This window comes from Trichocoleus sp. DQ-A1, from assembly GCF_039961955.1.
Taxonomy (GTDB): domain Bacteria; phylum Cyanobacteriota; class Cyanobacteriia; order Cyanobacteriales; family FACHB-T130; genus FACHB-T130.
On record NZ_JAMPKE010000011.1, the window covers coordinates 20457 to 38630 of the forward strand.

Consider the following 18174-nt stretch of genomic DNA (forward strand, 5'->3'; position numbering starts at 1 on the left):
ATTGATAAGAATCTACATAATATTAAACGATTCTTTGTCTTGAAAGAAATTCTTCAGTGAATCTCCGGGCGGTGCTAACAGCCACAAAAACTGGGGACTCCTGCTAGACTGAAGGGTGCAAGGTGACAGGAGGGTCGCGCGACTGTGCGCCGCTACTCACGAACAACAATTAACAACTAATCCAACGTGATGCAAAAGCGTTTCAAGTTTGATACAACCGAAGTTTTACTCCGGGCTGAAGAGCTGGTGAGTGCTGCCTCCAATCGCTACCGGATTACCGTTCAAGTAGCGAATCGCGCTAAGCGCCGTCGCTATGAAGACTTTGATAATGTTGACGATCCGATGATGAAGCCAGTGCTGCGGGCGATTCTGGAAATGTCCGATGAGCTAACGCAACCGGAAATTATTGGCGATTAGATAAAAAACAACAAGCAAGATGAAGCGACAAACCAGAAAATTTCCCAAGCGAATGCTACGTTTTGCCGTTGCCTCTCTAACGGCGCTGTTTTTATTTCCTTGGGGAAGCATCTTTGATCCTTCATCCTCGCTTTTTCATCTTTCCGAACAGCCTGCGATTGCCCAGATGTACGGAACTCAGGATGTCTGGCGGCAAGTTTATCAACGCCTACCGGATTTGCCGCTAGAAAATCAATATATCAGCAAGGAAACTGGCAAGCAGGCATCGGAAAATACCCTAGTGGGGCGCATCATCCGGTATCACGTTTATGTAAAATCACGTCCGCCCAATTATCGGCTGGACTGGAAACTGACCTTGGCGGACTATCTGGGCGCAAACGAACTAATCCAGGAGTCGCTATATCCGGGTTATGATACGTTGCAGAAAAATCCCATGCAGAGCGATCGCGCGGTCATTGAACGTCTGAATCGAGCGCAACGAGACGCCTTAGTTCAAGTCCTCGTGAGTCTATTCACTCCCAATTCTCAGCAGCAGGCACCCGTACCTTCTCCCAGCGCTTCACCTCAGCCACAGGCAGCACCCAAACCCAGTGGAGGGCTAGCACTGCCTCAGCCAGGAGATGCTCAGTTACTCAAGTAATGAAAAATTAAAAACTAAAAATGTAAGAAAAGCCCTTTAGTTTTTGATTTTTAATGACTTTTATGGAACGTCTCATCAAAAGTGGAGTTGGCTGGCGCATTGGCTGGAACCCTAACACGACTGAGTTTAAAGGGTTAGTTGGTGGGGATGATTGGGCGATAGAGCTGACAGAGGCAGAGTTAAATGAGTTTTGTCGCTTGCTGGCACAATTGGCAGAAAGTATGAGCCAGATAGCGACTGAGTTGATGGATGAGGAGAAAATCGCCTGCGAAACCGAAAGCGACTTACTTTGGATGGAAGTAGAGGGCTACCCCCATGCTTACAGCCTTCGTTTCATTCTCCACACGGGACGGCGGGGTGAGGGTAGCTGGAATGAGGCAGCAGTACCGGGTTTGATGCAAGCGGCTCAAATGTTAAAGGTTTTCTGATTGCATCTTGACAGCTTTAAAAAAGCTGATATATAATATAAGACTGTGCCGGGGTGTAGCGCAGGTTGGTAGCGCGCAGCTTTGGGGTAGCTGAGGTCGTGGGTTCGAATCCCGCCACTCCGATTAGTCCGGCAGAATCCGTTAAGTTGAAAGGGGCGAGTTCTCCTGAGGGAGATAAAAAATCGCTCATCATTGTCATAGAAGCTAAGTCATAGAAGCTCATGGCTTAATGTGTAGGGAGCCTGTATCGCGGTTATTGCTGTGGAGCGATCGCTTATGCTCAGACGTTTAACCAGCCGCTCTCTGCTGACGGCAGCTATTTTTCTGGTTGTGACATCGCTTACCCTAATAATTGTCCTATTAACTAAGCAGCCAGTTATGACATCTCAACCCCAGCTGCTAACCGATCCCTTTCTACAACTGCCGACCGAAACAAGCGTGCGAGTTGTGTGGTTTACTGAGTTTGCTGGTGAGCATCGTGTCGCCTACGGTGAGAATCTCGCTCGCAGTGTTGTCGCCAGTACCACCAAACTCAGCCGCACTCGTGAGGATAGTCAATCGCGGGTAGGAAATCAGACTCAAGACGGTCAGATTTACCAGCAGCCGACCAGCCGAGACATCTGGCGGCACGAAGCAGAGGTGACTGGGTTAACTCCTGGCACGCGAGTTTCTTATCGCGTCACTAGCCTGCGGGAAGATGGTACGAGCGTTAGCAGTGAGGTATTCACGCTCGCCCCCAAACCCACACCGGGCACATCACTGAAAATTTTGCTGACTTCCGACCACCAGCTCAAGCCGATGACATCTGCCAATCTTCAGAAGGTCGTTGAGACCGTCGGGCAAGTAGACGCTGTCTTCTTTGTCGGTGACTTAGTCAACATTCCCGACCGTGCCTCCGAGTGGTTTGATGATAATCGGGGGGGTGCCTTCTTTCCTTGCCTCCAAGGTCGCAGCAACTACGAACTTGAACACAATGAACTTGAACACAACGGTGTCAAGACGGTTTATCGGGGCGGACAGATAATTCAAAACGCCCCCATGTTTGCAGCGATTGGCAATCATGAGGTGATGGGACGCTTCTCGATGGAAAGTAGCTTAAACGACCAGTTCGATGACTCTTATCCTCGTTGGGCTGCTCAGGAAATTTATGCACAAAAGGCAGAGGAAAAAAAGGCAGAGCAACTAAACCCCGGTGAGGACACGAAGCGCAATTTCGCGTCTCTTCAACAGTTAAAAGATAATTCTTTTAATACCGATACTTACGAAGAAATTTTTACTTTACCCGAAAGCAAGGAGGGTGGAAAAAAATATTATGCCGTCACATTTGGTGATGTGCGGTTGGTGGTACTTTACGCGACCAATGCGTGGCGTTACTGGGGATTGGAGGAGAAGACAAAGGGAAGATACCGCGAACGAGAAAAACACTTAAATAACCCGGAAAAGTGGGGATATGGGCAGCACATCTTTGAGCCAATTGCCAAGGGTAGCGAACAATACACCTGGCTCGAAAAAGAACTGAATAACCCAGATTTTAAGAAAGCAAAGTATAAAGTCGTGATGTTTCATCACCCACCACATTCACTGGGGGATAACGTTGTCCCTCCTTATACCGACCCAGTGCAGACGATCGACCGAGATGGGAATGGCAATATTAAATCGGTGCGTTACAAGTACCCTAGAGAAGCAGATTACATTATCCGAGATGTAGTACCACTGCTAGAAGCTGCTAATGTGCAGTTAGTATTTTATGGGCACTCGCACCTGTGGAATCGCTTTGTCAGTTCTAGCGGGATGCACTTTTTAGAAACCTCGAATGTCGGCAACTCCTATGGTGCGGCGTTGGGCGAAAAGAAGCGACCTGTCCCAGAAGAGTATCAAGAGAATGATATCGTAACGGGCGATCCAAATGGGTTGGAGGCAGTGGTACCGACCATTGCGCCGCTGATAGGTGAAGATGGGAAGCCATTGTCGTATGTGGCGAGTAATGAGATTACGGCATTTAGCATCTTCGACACGGGAACGGGTACGGTGAGCAGTTACCGTTTTGATACGCGAAAACTGGACTCAGAGGTGGTAAAGTTTGATGAATTTAAGCTGAAATAGAGGAAATTTACCTGGCGATTTATCGAGTAGGCAATGAGCGCGATCGCTCAATCATTCTAAAAAGTTGTTACCCCACCATTTTGCAAGCATAAATTGCCTAAAATTATGTGAAAAAATCCCCTTTACACTTACTTTTATAAGAATCCGATATGAGTTTTGAGATGCCAGTGGTTTATATCCCCGATTTCCCGCTCGAAATCGGGGATTTCGCCTTCACGAATCATTGAAGAAATAGCACAACTTAGCTATCTCGGATGGAAGGAGCCGTTGCCAAAGTTTCTGCTGCTTTTTGCATTGCTTCAAGATCCGAAGATGTCCAGGTACGAGCATCCTGACAATTATGAGCAACTAGCAATCCCCACAACCGAACAGAATTGAGAATTGGCACCACTAAATTAGCGCGTACCTTCATCGTGCGGAGAAAATCGCGGTGGCAAGGGTTAATCGGTTCTAATTCAATATCTGCGATCGCTCGTACCCTTCCTGCTTGGTACAAGGCAGCATATTCATCATTAAAACAATCATCGGGGCCTGTTGAGCCGAAGATCGAGTATTCTCTAGACCTCAAGGACTCAAACGTAACCTGCCCTTTCCATTGGCGATAAAAGTAATATAAAACGACGCGATCGACTTGAAGCAAATCTCTTAGCTCGTCGGTCGTCTTTTGAACTAAAACATCTCGCTCGATACTATTGGCAAGACGGTTAGCAAATGCTCGCAAACCCGGATCGCTATCTTGTATAGCAGGACTAGAGTCAGAATCTCTGTTAAAGTTACTTTGCACGGGAAGACAAATCCGACTGAGTTATGACAATTGAATGTTTTTTATGATAACGCTATAGTCCAAATAGCATCCACTCTAAAAGCTAAGAGATTGATGCAAACAGCGAGCGCTCTTATTTTTTGGGGGTGTGCAATGTCCTATACAGCAGAAATTAACATTTTATACTTCTTGATTCACCAGTAATTGACTTTTTTGTTGCTCAATTGGAATCTCAATTAAGAACTCTGCACCCTGTCCCGGTGCTGAAATACACTTCAGTTGACCGTTATGCTTATCTACAATTTGGTAGCTAATTGACATCCCCAAACCTGTCCCAGAACCGACCGGCTTAGTTGTAAAAAACGGATCGAATAACCGACTGCTGACTTCCTCCGTCATTCCTGGGCCATTGTCAGCAATCTGAATCCTGACTTGATTGGGTTGCACCGTAGAAGTCCGAATCCAAATTGTTGGAGATTCTTCGGGGTTCATCGTTGATAGTTTATTGCCGCGAACGGCGAACGGCGAGCAATGAACTGCTTCGAGGGCATCAATCGCATTCGTCAAAATATTCATAAATACTTGATTAATCTGTCCCGCATAGCATTCAACTTTGGGTAGGTTGCCATATTCTTTGACGATCTGAATACCCGAACGATCCGGTTTGGCTTTCAGACGATTTTGCAGGATTAGCAGCGTGCTATCGATGCCTTCATGAATATCGACAGTCTTCATCTCTGCCTCATCAAGACGAGAGAAGTTTCGTAAACTCAGGACTATTTCGCGGATGCGGTCAGCTCCTACCTTCATAGAAGATAGGATTTTAGGCAGGTCTTCGAGTAGGAAAACCAGGTCGATTTCTTCCGCCTGAGCTTGAATGGCGGCGGGTGGCTGGGGATAGTGTTCCTGGTAGAGCTGAAGCAGGCGTAGTAAATCGAGAGCGTATGCATTAGCGTAAGAGAGATTGCCGGAGATGAAGTTAACGGGATTGTTAATTTCGTGAGCAACCCCCGCAACCAACTGTCCTAAAGAGGACATTTTTTCACTTTGAATCAGTTGAGCTTGAGTTTGCTTCAGTTCGCGCAAGGCGTGTTCAAGCTGAGCGGCTTTAGTTTGGGCAGTGCTGGCGGCATCAAGCTGCTGGTTGTAAAGTTCGGCTTGGTTAATCGCGATCGCTAGCTGGTTGACAACCGCCGAGAGTAATTCCACCTCGCTGTCCGTCCAAGGTTGCACTGGGTTCCGGCGATGACAAGCCAAGGCACCCAGTTCGCCACTCGGTGTCTGTATTGGCAGCGCCAGCGCTGACCGAGTGCCTGCAACGAGTAATGTTTGCGGAATGACTGGATCGTCCGGAGTTTGCACTTCATCCAGGCGGAACATTTCTAAATTCAGCATTTTTTCCTCAAACTTTGGAAAAAATCCCACCGGATAGAAGCCAAGCCAGTTCGCTTCGGTGGAAGTTCTCGCTTCCTTAACAACCTCCCATCCGGGGGGTGAGGAATGGGGGCGATACCAAGCGAAGGTGCATGACTCAATCCCCATCCGCCTTTGGATCGCCCCGACGGCGGTTTCTAGAATCGTATCTAGATCGAGGGTGTTCCGGATCTGGTTAGCTAGACGGTTGAGTAGTTCTTCCTGCTGAGCGAGTTGTCTGAATCGAGTTTCCGATAGTTGCAGAGCGACTTCAGCCTGTTTGCGTTCGGTGATGTCGGTGGAAATGCCGCAAACTGCATAAGGCATACCATTGTCGTCGTAAAGCGGAAACTTCATCGAAATGTAGGTGTGTAAGCCGTCGTCTTGAGGAATCACTTCCTCACTTTCTAAAGGAATCCCTGCCGCAAGTACCTTTTGATCGTTGGTTTGCAATGCCTCAGCGACCTCATAAGGTAAGTACTCGTACTCGGTCTTCCCTTTGACTGCCTTTGCATCAACGTTGAGCAAGTTGGCACACTTCCGGTTCATCAAAATATTACGACCTTGAATATCCTTGACGTAGATAGCGGCTGGAGAGTAAGCCAGAATTGCTTGAAGCTGCTGTTCGCTCTCCCTCAGAGCGGCTTCAGCCTGTTTGGCACTTGTGATGTTCCTCGCAGTGCCCGTGGTGCCGAGGATGTTTCCGGCGTCGTCCTTAGATGCGATCGCGTTGAAGCTCATCTGAATTGGCGTTCCATCTTTACGCAGATGCACCGTTTCGTATTGGAAATACGGCTCACCCTCCAGCAGGCGCAGATGTATCTGCCAGTTCTGCTCCACTTGTTCCGGTGGCTGGAAATCGGTGAACAAACGCCCGATCATTTCTTGGGGATCGTATCCATGCATTTGTTTGACCGCAGAGTTCACAAATGTAAATCGCCCCTGTCTATCCACCGACCAAATCAAATCCTGGGAAGTCTCGACCAAATGGCGGTATCTTTGCTCACTCGCCTTCAGCGCCGCCTCTGCCTCTTCCCGGTTGGCAATTTCGCTTTGCAATTGCCCAATGGCAGCTCTTAATTCGCAGGTACGCTCCTCAACGCGGATTTCTAGTTCTTCTTTGGCTTTCTTGAGTGCTTCCTCTGCTTGTTTGCGCTGGGTGATTTCCCGCGCTACGCCAACTAAACCGATAACCTTTCCTTTGGGGTCGCGGTAGACGCTTTTTGTGGAAAGAAACGTCCGGGTAATCCCTCTGGTGAGTATCGTTTCCTCGACAATTTGAGTCACGCCCGTCGTCATGATTTGGCGGTCAGTCTCCATGACTGGATGTGCCAACTCTAGAGGCAGTAACTCGGTATCATCCTTGCCGATAATTTTCCCTTCCGGTCTGCCAAAAACAGCGGCACCCGCCGAGTTGATCATCAAATAGCGACCCTGAAGATCCTTCACATAAATAGCATCCGGGGTGCCTTCAATCACCGCACACACAAGGCTGTAGCTGAATTCTAGTTCTTCTTTGGCTTTTTTCGCAGTTTCCTCGGCTCGCTGGCGCTGGGTGATGTCCGTGTGCGATCCCGCCATCCGAATCGCTTTGCCATTGTCATCTCGCAGCGCTGCTCCCCGCGCTAAAATCCACCGATAAGAGCCATCTTTGTGCTGCAAGCGATGCTCTAATTCGTAATTAGAAGCTTGGCTATTCATGAGATAAGCTTGGACGGTCGCGATCGCGCGATCGCGGTCATCGGGATGCAATCGTTTTTCCCACTCTTCAATCTGATTGGGCAACTCATGCTCTTCATAGCCCAGCATCTTCTTCCATTGAGGTGAAAAATAGGTCTCGTTGGTTGCTATATCCCAATCCCATAATCCATCTTTAGAACCTTGAACTGCTAAATCAAACCGTTCTCGGCTCTTACGTAACTCTTCTTCAGCAGCTTTCCGTTCGGTAATATCTTCAAAAGTGCAAAGGATGCCGACCACGTTTTCTTCACCATCATGGAGTGGAACTTTGTTACTGTCTATCCAAGACGGTTTACCATCCGCCTTGAGCGTTGATTCAATGCTGTGATATTCTGGCGTGTTTGTTTCCATAATTCGCCGTTCGCTATCCCGCAATAAGCCCGTTTTTTCTGTGAACAACAAATCGTAGTCGGTTTTTCCAACAATATTTTCTGGCTTGCCAACCCCTACTAGCTGTGCAAAATTCCAATTGCACCCCAAATAGACTGAAGTTCTGTCTTTCCAAAAGATAAATTGGGGGATGTTATCCATTACCAATTGCAGCATTTGTTGCGACTTTCGCAGTTGTTCCTCAATGTGCCTGCGCTCAATCATTTCGGTTTCAAGTTTGCGGTTAGCTATCTCTAATTGAGCTGGGCTAGGTAATGCTAGAGCTTTGGGAATTAAGGGCACTAAGCTTGCTGCTGTATAGACTGATATTCCAGCAGTTAGCGCTTTCATAAAACCAGCTATCCAATAAATCGGATGCCAAAGCGTCCACACTTCGATTAGATGAGTGGTACCACAAGAAATAATAAAGGTTCCAAATAATAGAAATATCCCTGCGTAGGGTAAATCTTTTCGCTGGTGAACGAAGTAAAAGAGCGTGATAGGAATAGAGTAATAGGCAAGAGCGATTAGCACATCTGATATGATATGCAGCCCTACTAACTCTGGTTTCCACAAGTAACAATGTCCATGTGGAATAAAAGAGTTTGAACCCAAAAAAATCTGCAAAAATTGCAGCATATAGCTCCTACTACGTGTTCCTAATTTTTGCTCAACTTTGTAAACTTGTAGAGTATAAAAACATACAATTAACCTTTACATTTTTTCTCAACGAGAGAAGCTGAGAAGCCAAAATTCTAGAAAATTATGTTTAGTAATTAAAATTTTTAATCCCAGCCCATAGCCACGACAACTGTAATTTTTCTAGAAAACATACTCAATTCGCATAGCGATCGCCGTAATATTACGTATGCCAACTGGAAATGAATATCAATGTTTAACGATTGATAGGTTTTTCTACGCAATTGTTGTGTTAAAAAAGGTCTCTGGCGTTAATGTAGAAAATTAATAAATTAAACGAGAGTTCATTTGTCAAGAGAGCGATCGCTGAAAATTAGCTAGAAAATTACCGACAAAATGCTCAATCGGAGTCGCTGCGGCACTAAAACACTCAAAACTGGGCTTTCTTGCTATAAAAAGAAGAATCACCTTCCGATAATCATTCTTAGAATGCGGCTAGGAAGGATAATGATTTTAAATTCGAGAGCGATCGCTATGGCTGGAACGCAGTGAGTAGCAACCGTTCGGCACACTGGGGTAGATTGTAAAGCTATATTGCAACTCTTGTAAAAAGATTTAGAAATCTGCCAAGCCCGTGTCAGAACCTTAACCTAGAACTTTAAAGGAATGTTGCAAGGGAAACGTCATGGATAAAATGCAAAAGTATCGCTTCGTCTGTACTCTCTCCTTTGGCGATATCTATGGGCAAATCATCGTTTGGCTGATTGTCATCTTCATTAGTCTCGCCTCTGCACTAGCGCTGTGGAGTACCACTCGGCAAATTTACGCCCTAATGACTGTCGGACTCATCCTCGTGCTGTCTCTGCCGTTCTTGCTCTTTGCCTTCGTGACTACGTTGTTTAACCACATTGAGGTTTCTGCAATGGATATCCAGGACACCACTGAGACCGTTGGTGGCAGTTTACCCAACCAAAACCCTGCCCAAGTAACCAGTTGAAGAGCCATCAGTCTTTGGTCAACACTGAGAACTGAGGGCTAAGGACTGAGGACTGAGGACTGAGGACTGAGGACTGAGGACTGAGGACTGAGGACTGAGACGCCAGAACTGGTATTAGGACTAAAAAGAAATTTATGAAGAACTTCCCCGCTTTGTGGTGGGGAAGTTTTTATTTGCGTCAGCATGGATGTAAGAATTCCAAAGAGCGGATCTTAAAGATGCTTGAACACGATGTCGTGATTGTGGGAGGTGGATTAGCGGGGTGTCGCGCCGCCTTAGAAATTGCCCGCACCGAACCCAGCTTGGATGTGGCACTGATTGCCAAAACTCACCCGATTCGTTCCCATTCGGTCGCCGCGCAGGGGGGTATGGCGGCAACGCTGAAGAATGTAGACCCTGAAGACACTTGGAAAGACCACGCTTTTGACACCGTAAAGGGATCTGACTACCTGGCGGATCAGGATGCGGTGGAAATCCTCACCCGCGAGGCTCCAGACACGATCATCGACCTGGAACACATGGGAGTATTGTTTTCCCGATTGCCGGATGGTCGGATTGCCCAGCGGGCTTTTGGGGGACATTCTCACCGGCGCACTTGCTATGCAGCGGATAAGACGGGTCACGCGATTCTGCACGAACTGGTGAATAATCTCCGGCGTCACGGCGTCCGCATCTACGATGAGTGGTACGTGATGCAGCTGATTCTGGAAGACGCCCAGGCGAAGGGTGTGGTGATGTACCAGATTCTGGATGGGCGAATTGAGGTTGTGCGGGCGAAGGCGGTGATGTTCGCGACGGGCGGCTATGGCAGGGTATTTAACACCACCTCGAATGACTACGCCTCGACGGGGGATGGGTTGGCGATGTCTGCCCTCGCCGGGGTGCCGTTGGAAGATATGGAGTTTGTGCAGTTTCACCCGACGGGCTTGTATCCGGTGGGAGTGCTGATTTCGGAAGCTGTGCGGGGTGAAGGCGCGTATTTGATCAACGCTGAGGGCGATCGCTTCATGGCGACTTATGCCCCCAGTCGCATGGAACTCGCTCCCCGCGATATTACTTCACGAGCGATCGCGCGAGAAATTCGTGCCGGAAGGGGCGTTCATCCCGATGGCAGCGCCGGTGGCCCGTTTGTCTATCTCGACTTGCGCCACATGGGGCGAGAAAAAATTATGAGTCGGGTTCCCTTTGCTTGGGAAGAAGCTCACCGATTACTCAGCATCGATGCCGTAGATCAACCGATGCCCGTGCGCCCTACGGCTCACTATTCAATGGGCGGCATCCCCGTCAATACCAGCGGTCAGGTGAAAAGTGGCCCAGATGGTTTAATTGACGCTTTCTTTGCCGCTGGAGAAGCTGCTTGTGTCTCGGTTCACGGGGCAAATCGATTGGGCAGTAATTCCCTGTTGGAGTGTGTGGTTTATGGCAGAAAAACGGGGGCAACGATCGCGCAATTTGTCCAAAACCGCAAGCTGCCCGAACTGGATGAGCAACCCTATCTGCTAGAAGCTCACTGCAAAATCCAAGCGCAACTAGAACAATCGGGTCAATACCGGATTAACCAAGTGCGTCAAGCCTTCCAAGACTGCATGACTGAGTATTGCGGTGTCTTCCGCAGCGAGGAATTGATGCGCGAAGGTTTGAACAAGCTGCAACAGATTCAGCAGCAATCCCAGGATATTTACCTGGATGATAAAGGTAAACTCTGGAACACTGAAGTCATCGAGGCGCTGGAACTCCGCAGTTTGATTATTGTCGGACAAATGATTCTGACATCGGCGCTCAACCGTCAAGAAAGTCGAGGCGCTCATTACCGCGAAGATTATCCTGAGCGTGACGATGAGAATTTCCTCAAGCACACGATGGCTTTCTATTCTCCAGCCGGGATCGATTTGCGCGATCGCCCGGTGACGATTACTATGTTTGAGCCAAAGGAACGGAAGTATTAAGTGATTAGGTGGAAAGTTTGCAAGTTCATAACCTGCCGACTTTCCACCTGCCCGTTTGGTGCTGGCTGCGAATGGGGGATATATTGCGATCGCCTGTCATGACACTCCCCAAACAAATTTATGTAGATTTATTAATTTCTTCTACCCACAGTTAGATGTATAATTACTTAACAATGAAGGGGAGTAGCTGCTAGCGAAGAATGATGCTAGCCCATCTGAATCAACATACTGGCGATGAGCCTGGTTCAGGTGACAAGCGAAAGAAACTAAAAATAAGCGCCTAGTCGCTGAACTAATTGTTTCAAACCTTGGGAGCGAGACCTTCACCGAGTTCACATCCGATGTGAGCTGCTGGTGAAGTCCCATGTACCCTCCAGAAAGCTCACTCAGATGCGATAGGTAGAACATTCTGAGGAGCTTGAGAGGATGCTGACAGCTTTTACTGCCGGTTTATTATTCATCACTTTTTCCGAATTAGGCGATAAAACCTTTTTCATTGCGGTAATTCTGGCAATGCGCCACTCCCGACGCCTGGTATTTGCAGGAGTCGTGGCGGCATTAGCAGCAATGACGGTTCTGTCGGTTCTCTTAGGACAAGTGGCGTCTCTACTCCCCAAGCATTATCTTCATTTGGCGGAAATTATTTTTTTTGTTGGCTTCGGGGTGAAGTTATTGTACGAAGCAAGCCAGATGCCAGCGGGACCAGACTGTGAAGAAGCCGAAGAAGCGATCGCCACGGTTAAAGAAGCTGAGTCGAAAATGCCAAAAAAGAAAACTCCTTGGGCGATTGTACTCGAAGCCTTTATGCTGACATTTGTAGCAGAGTGGGGCGATCGCACTCAGATTGCCACAATTGCTCTAGCTGCGTCCCAGTCGGCTGTAGGGGTTACGGCTGGGGCTATTGCGGGGCATAGTATTTGTGCAGCGATCGCTGTTTTGGGGGGTCGGATGATCGCCGGACGAATTTCCGAGCGATTAATTACAGCAATTGGGGGCGGCTTGTTTTTACTGTTTGGAGCGATCGCCTTATTGGAAGGAAATTAAAAATTAAAAATGCCTGCATTAAAAATTCTGTTTTTTGATGAAAGCATTTTTAATTCTTAAGACCCAGGTTAAGGCGTAGGGCTGGGAGATACAGAAGGCGAAGTCGTAGGTGAAGTCGTGGGCGCAGCCGTGGGTGCGGGTGCGTCAGCCGCCAGTTGTTTAATTTGGTCTTTGACTCTAGCTGGAGCTAGAGCGATCGCCGTATTGAATAGGGGTTTAGCTTCGGCGATTTTGCCTTGTTCTCGCAGCACCAGTGCCTTCGCTAGCACCGGACGAAAATCCTGTCGATTGCCTTTGATGGCGTCATCGTAGATAGCGATCGCTTCCGGATAGCGCTTTTGCTCAACGTAAACCTTGCCCAACTCCAACTGCACCGAAGTGACATCGACGCTACCAGGTTGAACTTGATTCACTTGGGGAGCAGTTTTCAACGTGTCTTGCAGCAAGCCAATCGCTGCTTCCGGACGGTTTTGTTGTACCAGAAGACTCACAAGACCTTGCAGGGCGTTCATATCTCCCGGTTTAGAAGTCAAAATCGAGCGATAAGTTTGGGCAGCCCCTTCTCGATCTCCTGTTTGCTGTTTAGCTTGTGCAAGTAAAACTGCGTACTCGCTTTGATCGGGATTCAGCTTTGCCAGTTTGTCCAAAGGTGCGATCGCGCCTTTGATATCGCGCATTTTTAGCCGTGCTTCTAACAACCCCCGCAGTGCCGTTTGATTCTGTGGTTCTCGCTGCAAAACCAGTTCGTAACCTTTCGCTTGCGCTTCCAGTTCCGCCTGATTAGCTACCCCTGCCGTCTGAGTTGGTGTTGGGGTTGCCCCAGTGGTAGGCTCTTGACCGTCAAAAACAATACCCACCAACGGAATGATGGATAATCCGACAAAGATCAACACACCCAGCCCTAGGACTAGATTTATAAACCAGCGATTGCGCTTTTGGGACACACGACTGCTCTGAACTCTATTGCCATTATCAAACACAATCTTATTTTCCACTGTCACACTTGGCAAACCGCATCACTGTCTCCACATTTTAAAATAGTGGCAGCATCGAACCGAACTTGATAAGGTGTAAGTGTTTTTGCTGAGTGCAAAAACATTACGGATCTACCAGTCGTATCACCGCATTCAGTACAATGAGCTGACTGACTCCCCCCAAGGGGATGTGTCTCCGCCGCGAGGAGTATTATGAGTCCTTCTGTAAATCGGTTCTCCGAATTATCCCAGTCTTCTGGCGATCCTAAGCCAGAACCACCACCCCTATCCAGTCCGCCAACGCCAGCGGATACAGCGTCAAACAGCGATTTGGAACAAACAACTGAAGAGAATCCTGCTGTCACACGACAGCAACCCATTCCTCCCCCTAGCGAACCCATGCAATACCGGGCCATTGGCCTAGTAAAGGGTAAGTACACGTCCTCCGACGAGCAATTTACGCGAGGAATGCTGCTGGCAAGCGATGGAACAGCCATCGATGCCGTGCTATTAGGTCGGGTGATGAGTTTAGTTAAAAATCACCTGAACTTAGAGCAGGAACATTTATGGGTTGTCTATCCCCGGATGCGACAAGAAGACGGCAACTTGCACGTCCAGATTGTGGGCGTTTGGGAGCCAGAAAGGCTGAACCAACCGTCGTCTGACCCAGAAGCGGAAGCAGCCCAATCGTCCGAACCCACGCATATTCAAAGTGAAGAGTCAGCGGCGAACGATGGCTATTTTTCGATTCGCGGGGAAGTGATTTTTCAGTCGCGAGAAGAAGAAGAAGGCATCATCGTCAAGATTAAGCAGTCTCCCCGCAAGCAGGAAGACACGCCTAAGTTTTTCAAGTTGAAACTCAATGGTGTGGTTCAAGAAAAGGCAGTCGGTCATTTCATGGATTTGCAGGTGCAGCGACAGGGGAACTCCCTGGTAATTCAGGAGAGCCAGGATATTGGTCGCCTGCCTCCTAGAAAGATTCCGGGCAAGAAGCCGTTTCGAGGAGGTGGAGGTGGGCGTCCTCCCAACAGAAAGCCAGGAGGAGGAAGCCGAGAGCGTCCCGTGCGTCCAAGCGGAGAAAGACCCGCAGCGATCGCGCCCCCATCCCCCAAACGCAAGGAACCCTTGCCAAAGCCAGTTAAGCGCTCTTCCCCGCCGCCAGAATAAACTGGCGGTTAGTCATGAGTCACTGTGATGAGTTACACCTAATAACGAATGACAAATGACGAATGACTAATCTAGGGAAATTTGAGAACCCCATCGGTCTTGGGGTAAAAATGATCGATCCATTGGAATGGAGGCAACAGGTTCGGTGAGGGTAAATGTCCCCGCCTCAATCCATTGCTTCAACTCCAGCGCTACTTGATTAGAAAAGAATAGGCTGACTAAGGGGGCAACCCGCACGGGTTTGCCCTCTATTGTGATGCGTCCCGTCTTCAGCTGGGCGTAACTCACAAGCCCAAAAGTGGGACGGACGCGCCGAGGAATCGAGAAATCGACAACCGGCGCAACGATCTCCTTGTCTTGCACGGCACAATTGGCGACGACTTGCTCTTGTAAAACGGGCAGTGGGATACCAACGCCGAGCATCATAGAAGGGCCATAATTTTTGAAGTAACAGCCGCGCACCCAGCGAGAATTCATTTGTTTGGCGTCTCCCATTAAGGCAAGGGTAGCCGCCGGACCAACAGGCGTTCGATTTGGCAACCGCTTTTGTAAGGGGAAGTGTTGGGTGCCTTCCCACGCTACATAGCCAACGCCGCCGCCTAAGAAAATCCGAGTGCCAATCCCGATCGTTTGCAGGTCTGGATCGTTCAGGAGGGGAGAAATTGCCCCAGCGTTTGAGTAGACGGCATTGGCGAGGCGGGGTTGCAGAGGGCCGAGGTAAGTATAAAGTGGGCGATCGCCTCCATTCACCCCGACGATAAAATTTTGGTATAGATTGCGGGGATTATATAGATAAAACTGGTTAATCGTGTCGCGGGTGATGGTTGTCTCAAAGGAAGCACGAGGGTAGCAGTCCGTCCCTTGCCCAATGGCGCGTAGTTGCACCGTTTTCCCAGCAATTAAATCTTCAATCACATGACCGCCGCCGCGTTCTCTAGATTCCTCGCCGTCTAGGGGTTCGCCCGTACTCCGATATTCCACCATCTGGGTTGCTCCCAGATACAGATCCACTGCCCCAAAGCCAGAGTAGGCTAAAACCCCATCTAACCAACAGGAGCGAATTTTAATTGGGGGATCGGTGTGTCCCAGGTTAATAATCGCCCCCGAAGACTCCATCGGCTCGAAAGTGCCGGTGGTAATGACATCTACTTGCTTCGCAGCTTGGGTGACTCCCACTTCTGCCACCCGTGCTTTTAATTCTTCTATTGTCCACACCACTGCACGCTGGTGGCTGATTTTGTCGTTAATTTCGGCAAGGGTTCGCATAGGGAAGGTTGAAGGGTCGGACTTTTGCTCATCCCTAGTTTCCACTATTGCGATGCCTCGTGGGGCGACGCTTTTGGGAGGTTAACGGTATGTGTTGCTGTTCAGATTGCCGATGAGTCTATCGCCGCCAAGTAACTAACTAAATCAGTTTGGCTGGAGAAATCTAACAGCGCTTCTGCCAATCCCTCTAATTGAGGAATCGATAAACCGCGAATCTGTTCTTGCAGTTCGGGATTGATGTCACCAAATCGTAGCCTGAGCTGCCGCAAAATTAACGCCACTTCTCCTTGTCGCAGACCTCGTTGCTCGCCCTTTTGGAGAATGTCTTGATAGATAACAGATTCCTGCATAATTTCCTCTCGGAATAGTTGTTGAATCAAATCTTTTTTAAACCGCAAACCAGCAAGAACCCCGGCACAAGCGAGGATATTCTGTCGCTCGGTGGTTTTCTCGATCCTAGCGACCCCAGTGGCGACTTGCTCTAATAAGGCTCTGGGTGAATCGCTGCGGGCTAAGGTTGCCAGGGGTAGGAGAGCCGGGTTTGCTAGCAGTGGGGTGGGATCTTCCTCCCACATACGGATGACTCGATATTGATGTCTGGTGTTTGTGTCTGTGTACTGCTGTCGAAAGACGAGTTCTGAGGTAGTGGCTTGCAAAAAGATTGCTATCTGCACAATTTCACACCCATATTGCCGCTTCAGCCGCGTGTAGTAGTCGAGCATCCGGAAGTCGAGGGGCGGAGTTGATTGCGCCGAGGTTTGAAATTCCAGGTGCAAGATTTGGTTAGCGACTTGCAGGAAGATGACAGAATCGGCGCGAATCGGTTCCAGACTGAGTTCGGTTTTGATTACCTGGATGTCTGAAGCTTCAGATGACAGTAGCCACTTGGCAAATTCATCTGGGTAGTTCTCAGCGAGATACGTGCAAGTGTTGTCGTATTCCAAGAGGGCAATTGGAGAAAGTCTTATTATTCTCTCATCGGAGATTTCTGAGAATAGCGATCGCTACTTATCGCTACTTCTTCCCTTTACCAGTCACATCATTAACATTCGCCTGATTCTCGTTATCAAGATTAGGCTTGTCATTAATGGATGACTTCCCTTCCGGCAACACCACAGTTTCTCGCTCAAATTCAGCAGCTTCATGAGACGTTGCTATACCCTCTGGATCAAAATCTGCTTCGCGCTGACTGCGCCATTGATCGAGAACATCTTTGAATAAGACTTCTTTGAACCAAATCTGACCAACAACGGTTAGCGGTAACGCCAAGACCAACCCTAAAAATCCAAAGAATGTGGCGAAAAATACTTGAGCAAGTAACGTTACGGCTGGCAACAGCGACACCTGTTGAGCCATAACGTAGGGTGTTAAGAAATTGCTTTCAACCTGCTGAATAAAAAAGTAAAGACCGAACACAGCCAAGCATTTCCAAGGAGCCTCCAACAGCGCGATCGCCATTGGTGGGATGACACTAATCGTCGGGCCAAGATTGGGAATCAAATTTAGCACCCCCGCCAAAATCCCTTGAGCCAGCGGTGACGGGATTCGCAAAACCGACAAGCCAATCATACTCATCAGTGCGACTACACTCATGCTAATGAGAGCGCCTCCAAGCCATCGCCCTAATGACACCTCGCATTGATCCAAAATCCCATCCACGCGCCGCCGATAAAAAGAAGGAAATAGCCGCACAAATCCCTTGCGGTAAGCTTGGGGATTTGCTAAGAACATTCCGGTTAAAACCAGCACCAGCAAAACGTTGAGGATAATCCCTAAAGAGCTGGAGAAAAAGGCGACCGAACTGCCCAATAGCCGATTGATTAAGGGCTGTACTTGTTGGCTTATGCTCTCCACATCGGGTAGGTACGGTGTCAGCTGGCTAGGAAGACCCGTTCTGAGGCGATCTACCCAAAGATTCAAGCGCTCAAACCCTCTAGGAACCCGTTCTGTGAGTTCTTGAAACTGGACGGTAAAGGGCGGCACAATCAGCCAAAAAAACCCGACAATCAGAGCTAATAATAAGACAATCGACGCCAGGATCGCGATGCCATGTTTCATTCCCGATCGTTGCAGCCGCCGCGCCAATCGGTTTAAGGCAGTCGCCAACACAACGGCGGCAAACACCAACAGCAACACCTGCCGAATTTGCCACAAAACATAAAGAGAAACGACTAAGACGAATAAGCCAATCCACTGACCTAGATTCACAGGTGTTGACTCCGAGCTGACATAGGCTGTAATTGCCGTTTAATGCAGCTAGATTAGCCG

General features: G+C 48.6%; 16 protein-coding genes and 1 tRNA gene. 10 read left to right on the forward strand and 7 right to left on the reverse strand.

The window, feature by feature from the left end:
- Positions 1 to 189: 189 nt before the first annotated feature.
- The 5 genes from NDI33_RS12980 (at position 190) to NDI33_RS13000 (ending at position 3588) form a co-directional block, all read left to right on the forward strand.
- On the forward strand, positions 190 to 417 hold the full coding sequence (locus tag NDI33_RS12980; RefSeq protein WP_190416141.1) for a DNA-directed RNA polymerase subunit omega: 228 nt from the start codon (positions 190 to 192) through the stop codon (positions 415 to 417).
- 19 nt (positions 418 to 436) lie between these two features.
- The gene (locus NDI33_RS12985) at positions 437 to 1057 is read left to right on the forward strand and encodes a hypothetical protein (RefSeq protein WP_242030534.1); all 621 of its coding nucleotides are present in this window, start codon (positions 437 to 439) and stop codon (positions 1055 to 1057) included.
- 62 nt (positions 1058 to 1119) lie between these two features.
- Complete coding sequence (locus NDI33_RS12990; RefSeq protein WP_190416142.1) at positions 1120 to 1485, forward strand: DUF1818 family protein; 366 nt, start codon at positions 1120 to 1122, stop codon at positions 1483 to 1485.
- Between the two features lie 49 nt (positions 1486 to 1534).
- Positions 1535 to 1608: transfer RNA gene (locus NDI33_RS12995), tRNA-Pro, on the forward strand.
- A gap of 255 nt (positions 1609 to 1863) precedes the next feature.
- Positions 1864 to 3588, forward strand: a complete 1725-nt coding sequence (locus NDI33_RS13000; RefSeq protein ID WP_347275906.1) for a metallophosphoesterase — start codon at positions 1864 to 1866, stop codon at positions 3586 to 3588.
- Between the two features lie 241 nt (positions 3589 to 3829).
- Here the strand turns inward: NDI33_RS13000 and NDI33_RS13005 are convergent, their stop codons facing one another.
- Both NDI33_RS13005 and NDI33_RS13010 read right to left on the reverse strand, forming a co-directional pair.
- The gene (locus tag NDI33_RS13005; RefSeq protein WP_190439575.1) at positions 3830 to 4372 is read right to left on the reverse strand and encodes a GAF domain-containing protein; all 543 of its coding nucleotides are present in this window, start codon (positions 4370 to 4372) and stop codon (positions 3830 to 3832) included.
- Positions 4373 to 4531: 159 nt separating this feature from the next.
- Positions 4532 to 8488, reverse strand: coding sequence for a PAS domain S-box protein (locus tag NDI33_RS13010; protein ID WP_348245643.1), 3957 nt, complete (start codon positions 8486 to 8488; stop codon positions 4532 to 4534).
- A 709-nt stretch (positions 8489 to 9197) separates the two neighbouring features.
- On the opposite strand from NDI33_RS13010, the gene NDI33_RS13015 reads away from it, so the two are divergent.
- On the forward strand, positions 9198 to 9509 hold the full coding sequence (locus tag NDI33_RS13015) for a hypothetical protein (protein WP_190412006.1): 312 nt from the start codon (positions 9198 to 9200) through the stop codon (positions 9507 to 9509).
- Between the two features lie 38 nt (positions 9510 to 9547).
- On the opposite strand, the gene NDI33_RS13020 is transcribed toward NDI33_RS13015, so the two are convergent.
- Positions 9548 to 9694, reverse strand: a complete 147-nt coding sequence (locus NDI33_RS13020; RefSeq protein ID WP_190439581.1) for a hypothetical protein — start codon at positions 9692 to 9694, stop codon at positions 9548 to 9550.
- 33 nt (positions 9695 to 9727) lie between these two features.
- Here NDI33_RS13020 and NDI33_RS13025 point away from each other — a divergent pair, with 33 nt between their 5' ends.
- The 3 genes from NDI33_RS13025 to NDI33_RS13035 all read left to right on the forward strand — a co-directional run bounded on the left by NDI33_RS13025 (position 9728) and on the right by NDI33_RS13035 (position 12499).
- Entirely contained in the window at positions 9728 to 11455 is a 1728-nt protein-coding gene (locus NDI33_RS13025; protein ID WP_190439584.1) for a succinate dehydrogenase/fumarate reductase flavoprotein subunit, read from the forward strand.
- Positions 11456 to 11463: 8 nt separating this feature from the next.
- Positions 11464 to 11610, forward strand: a complete 147-nt coding sequence (locus NDI33_RS13030; RefSeq protein WP_190675908.1) for a hypothetical protein — start codon at positions 11464 to 11466, stop codon at positions 11608 to 11610.
- Positions 11611 to 11881: 271 nt separating this feature from the next.
- A complete protein-coding gene (locus NDI33_RS13035; RefSeq protein ID WP_190531881.1) occupies positions 11882 to 12499 on the forward strand; it encodes a TMEM165/GDT1 family protein in 618 nt (205 codons plus the stop codon).
- Positions 12500 to 12567: 68 nt separating this feature from the next.
- Here NDI33_RS13035 and NDI33_RS13040 read toward each other — a convergent pair whose 3' ends face one another.
- The gene (locus tag NDI33_RS13040) at positions 12568 to 13443 is read right to left on the reverse strand and encodes a tetratricopeptide repeat protein (RefSeq protein WP_190675910.1); all 876 of its coding nucleotides are present in this window, start codon (positions 13441 to 13443) and stop codon (positions 12568 to 12570) included.
- A gap of 243 nt (positions 13444 to 13686) precedes the next feature.
- Here NDI33_RS13040 and NDI33_RS13045 point away from each other — a divergent pair, with 243 nt between their 5' ends.
- On the forward strand, positions 13687 to 14640 hold the full coding sequence (locus NDI33_RS13045) for a hypothetical protein (RefSeq protein WP_190428984.1): 954 nt from the start codon (positions 13687 to 13689) through the stop codon (positions 14638 to 14640).
- Between the two features lie 66 nt (positions 14641 to 14706).
- Here NDI33_RS13045 and NDI33_RS13050 read toward each other — a convergent pair whose 3' ends face one another.
- From NDI33_RS13050 to NDI33_RS13060, 3 genes are all read right to left on the reverse strand, one after another.
- On the reverse strand, positions 14707 to 15906 hold the full coding sequence (locus NDI33_RS13050; RefSeq protein WP_190675911.1) for a homocysteine biosynthesis protein: 1200 nt from the start codon (positions 15904 to 15906) through the stop codon (positions 14707 to 14709).
- A gap of 101 nt (positions 15907 to 16007) precedes the next feature.
- A complete protein-coding gene (locus tag NDI33_RS13055; RefSeq protein ID WP_190675913.1) occupies positions 16008 to 16850 on the reverse strand; it encodes a DUF4351 domain-containing protein in 843 nt (280 codons plus the stop codon).
- Positions 16851 to 16920: 70 nt separating this feature from the next.
- The gene (locus tag NDI33_RS13060; protein WP_190428982.1) at positions 16921 to 18114 is read right to left on the reverse strand and encodes an AI-2E family transporter; all 1194 of its coding nucleotides are present in this window, start codon (positions 18112 to 18114) and stop codon (positions 16921 to 16923) included.
- Between the last annotated feature and the right edge of the window lie 60 nt (positions 18115 to 18174).

Bases quoted from the DNA above. Each gene is read 5' to 3' on its own strand.
- NDI33_RS12985 (WP_242030534.1), top strand. From the start codon at position 437: ATGAAGCGACAAACCAGAAAATTTCCCAAGCGAATGCTACGTTTTGCC.
- NDI33_RS13000 (WP_347275906.1), top strand. From the start codon at position 1,864: ATGACATCTCAACCCCAGCTGCTAACCGATCCCTTTCTACAACTGCCG.
- NDI33_RS12990 (WP_190416142.1), top strand. From the start codon at position 1,120: ATGGAACGTCTCATCAAAAGTGGAGTTGGCTGGCGCATTGGCTGGAAC.
- NDI33_RS13015 (WP_190412006.1), top strand. From the start codon at position 9,198: ATGGATAAAATGCAAAAGTATCGCTTCGTCTGTACTCTCTCCTTTGGC.
- NDI33_RS13050 (WP_190675911.1), bottom strand. From the start codon at position 15,906: ATGCGAACCCTTGCCGAAATTAACGACAAAATCAGCCACCAGCGTGCA.
- NDI33_RS13035 (WP_190531881.1), top strand. From the start codon at position 11,882: ATGCTGACAGCTTTTACTGCCGGTTTATTATTCATCACTTTTTCCGAA.
- NDI33_RS13045 (WP_190428984.1), top strand. From the start codon at position 13,687: ATGAGTCCTTCTGTAAATCGGTTCTCCGAATTATCCCAGTCTTCTGGC.
- NDI33_RS12980 (WP_190416141.1), top strand. From the start codon at position 190: ATGCAAAAGCGTTTCAAGTTTGATACAACCGAAGTTTTACTCCGGGCT.
- NDI33_RS13020 (WP_190439581.1), bottom strand. From the start codon at position 9,694: ATGCTGACGCAAATAAAAACTTCCCCACCACAAAGCGGGGAAGTTCTT.
- NDI33_RS13025 (WP_190439584.1), top strand. From the start codon at position 9,728: ATGCTTGAACACGATGTCGTGATTGTGGGAGGTGGATTAGCGGGGTGT.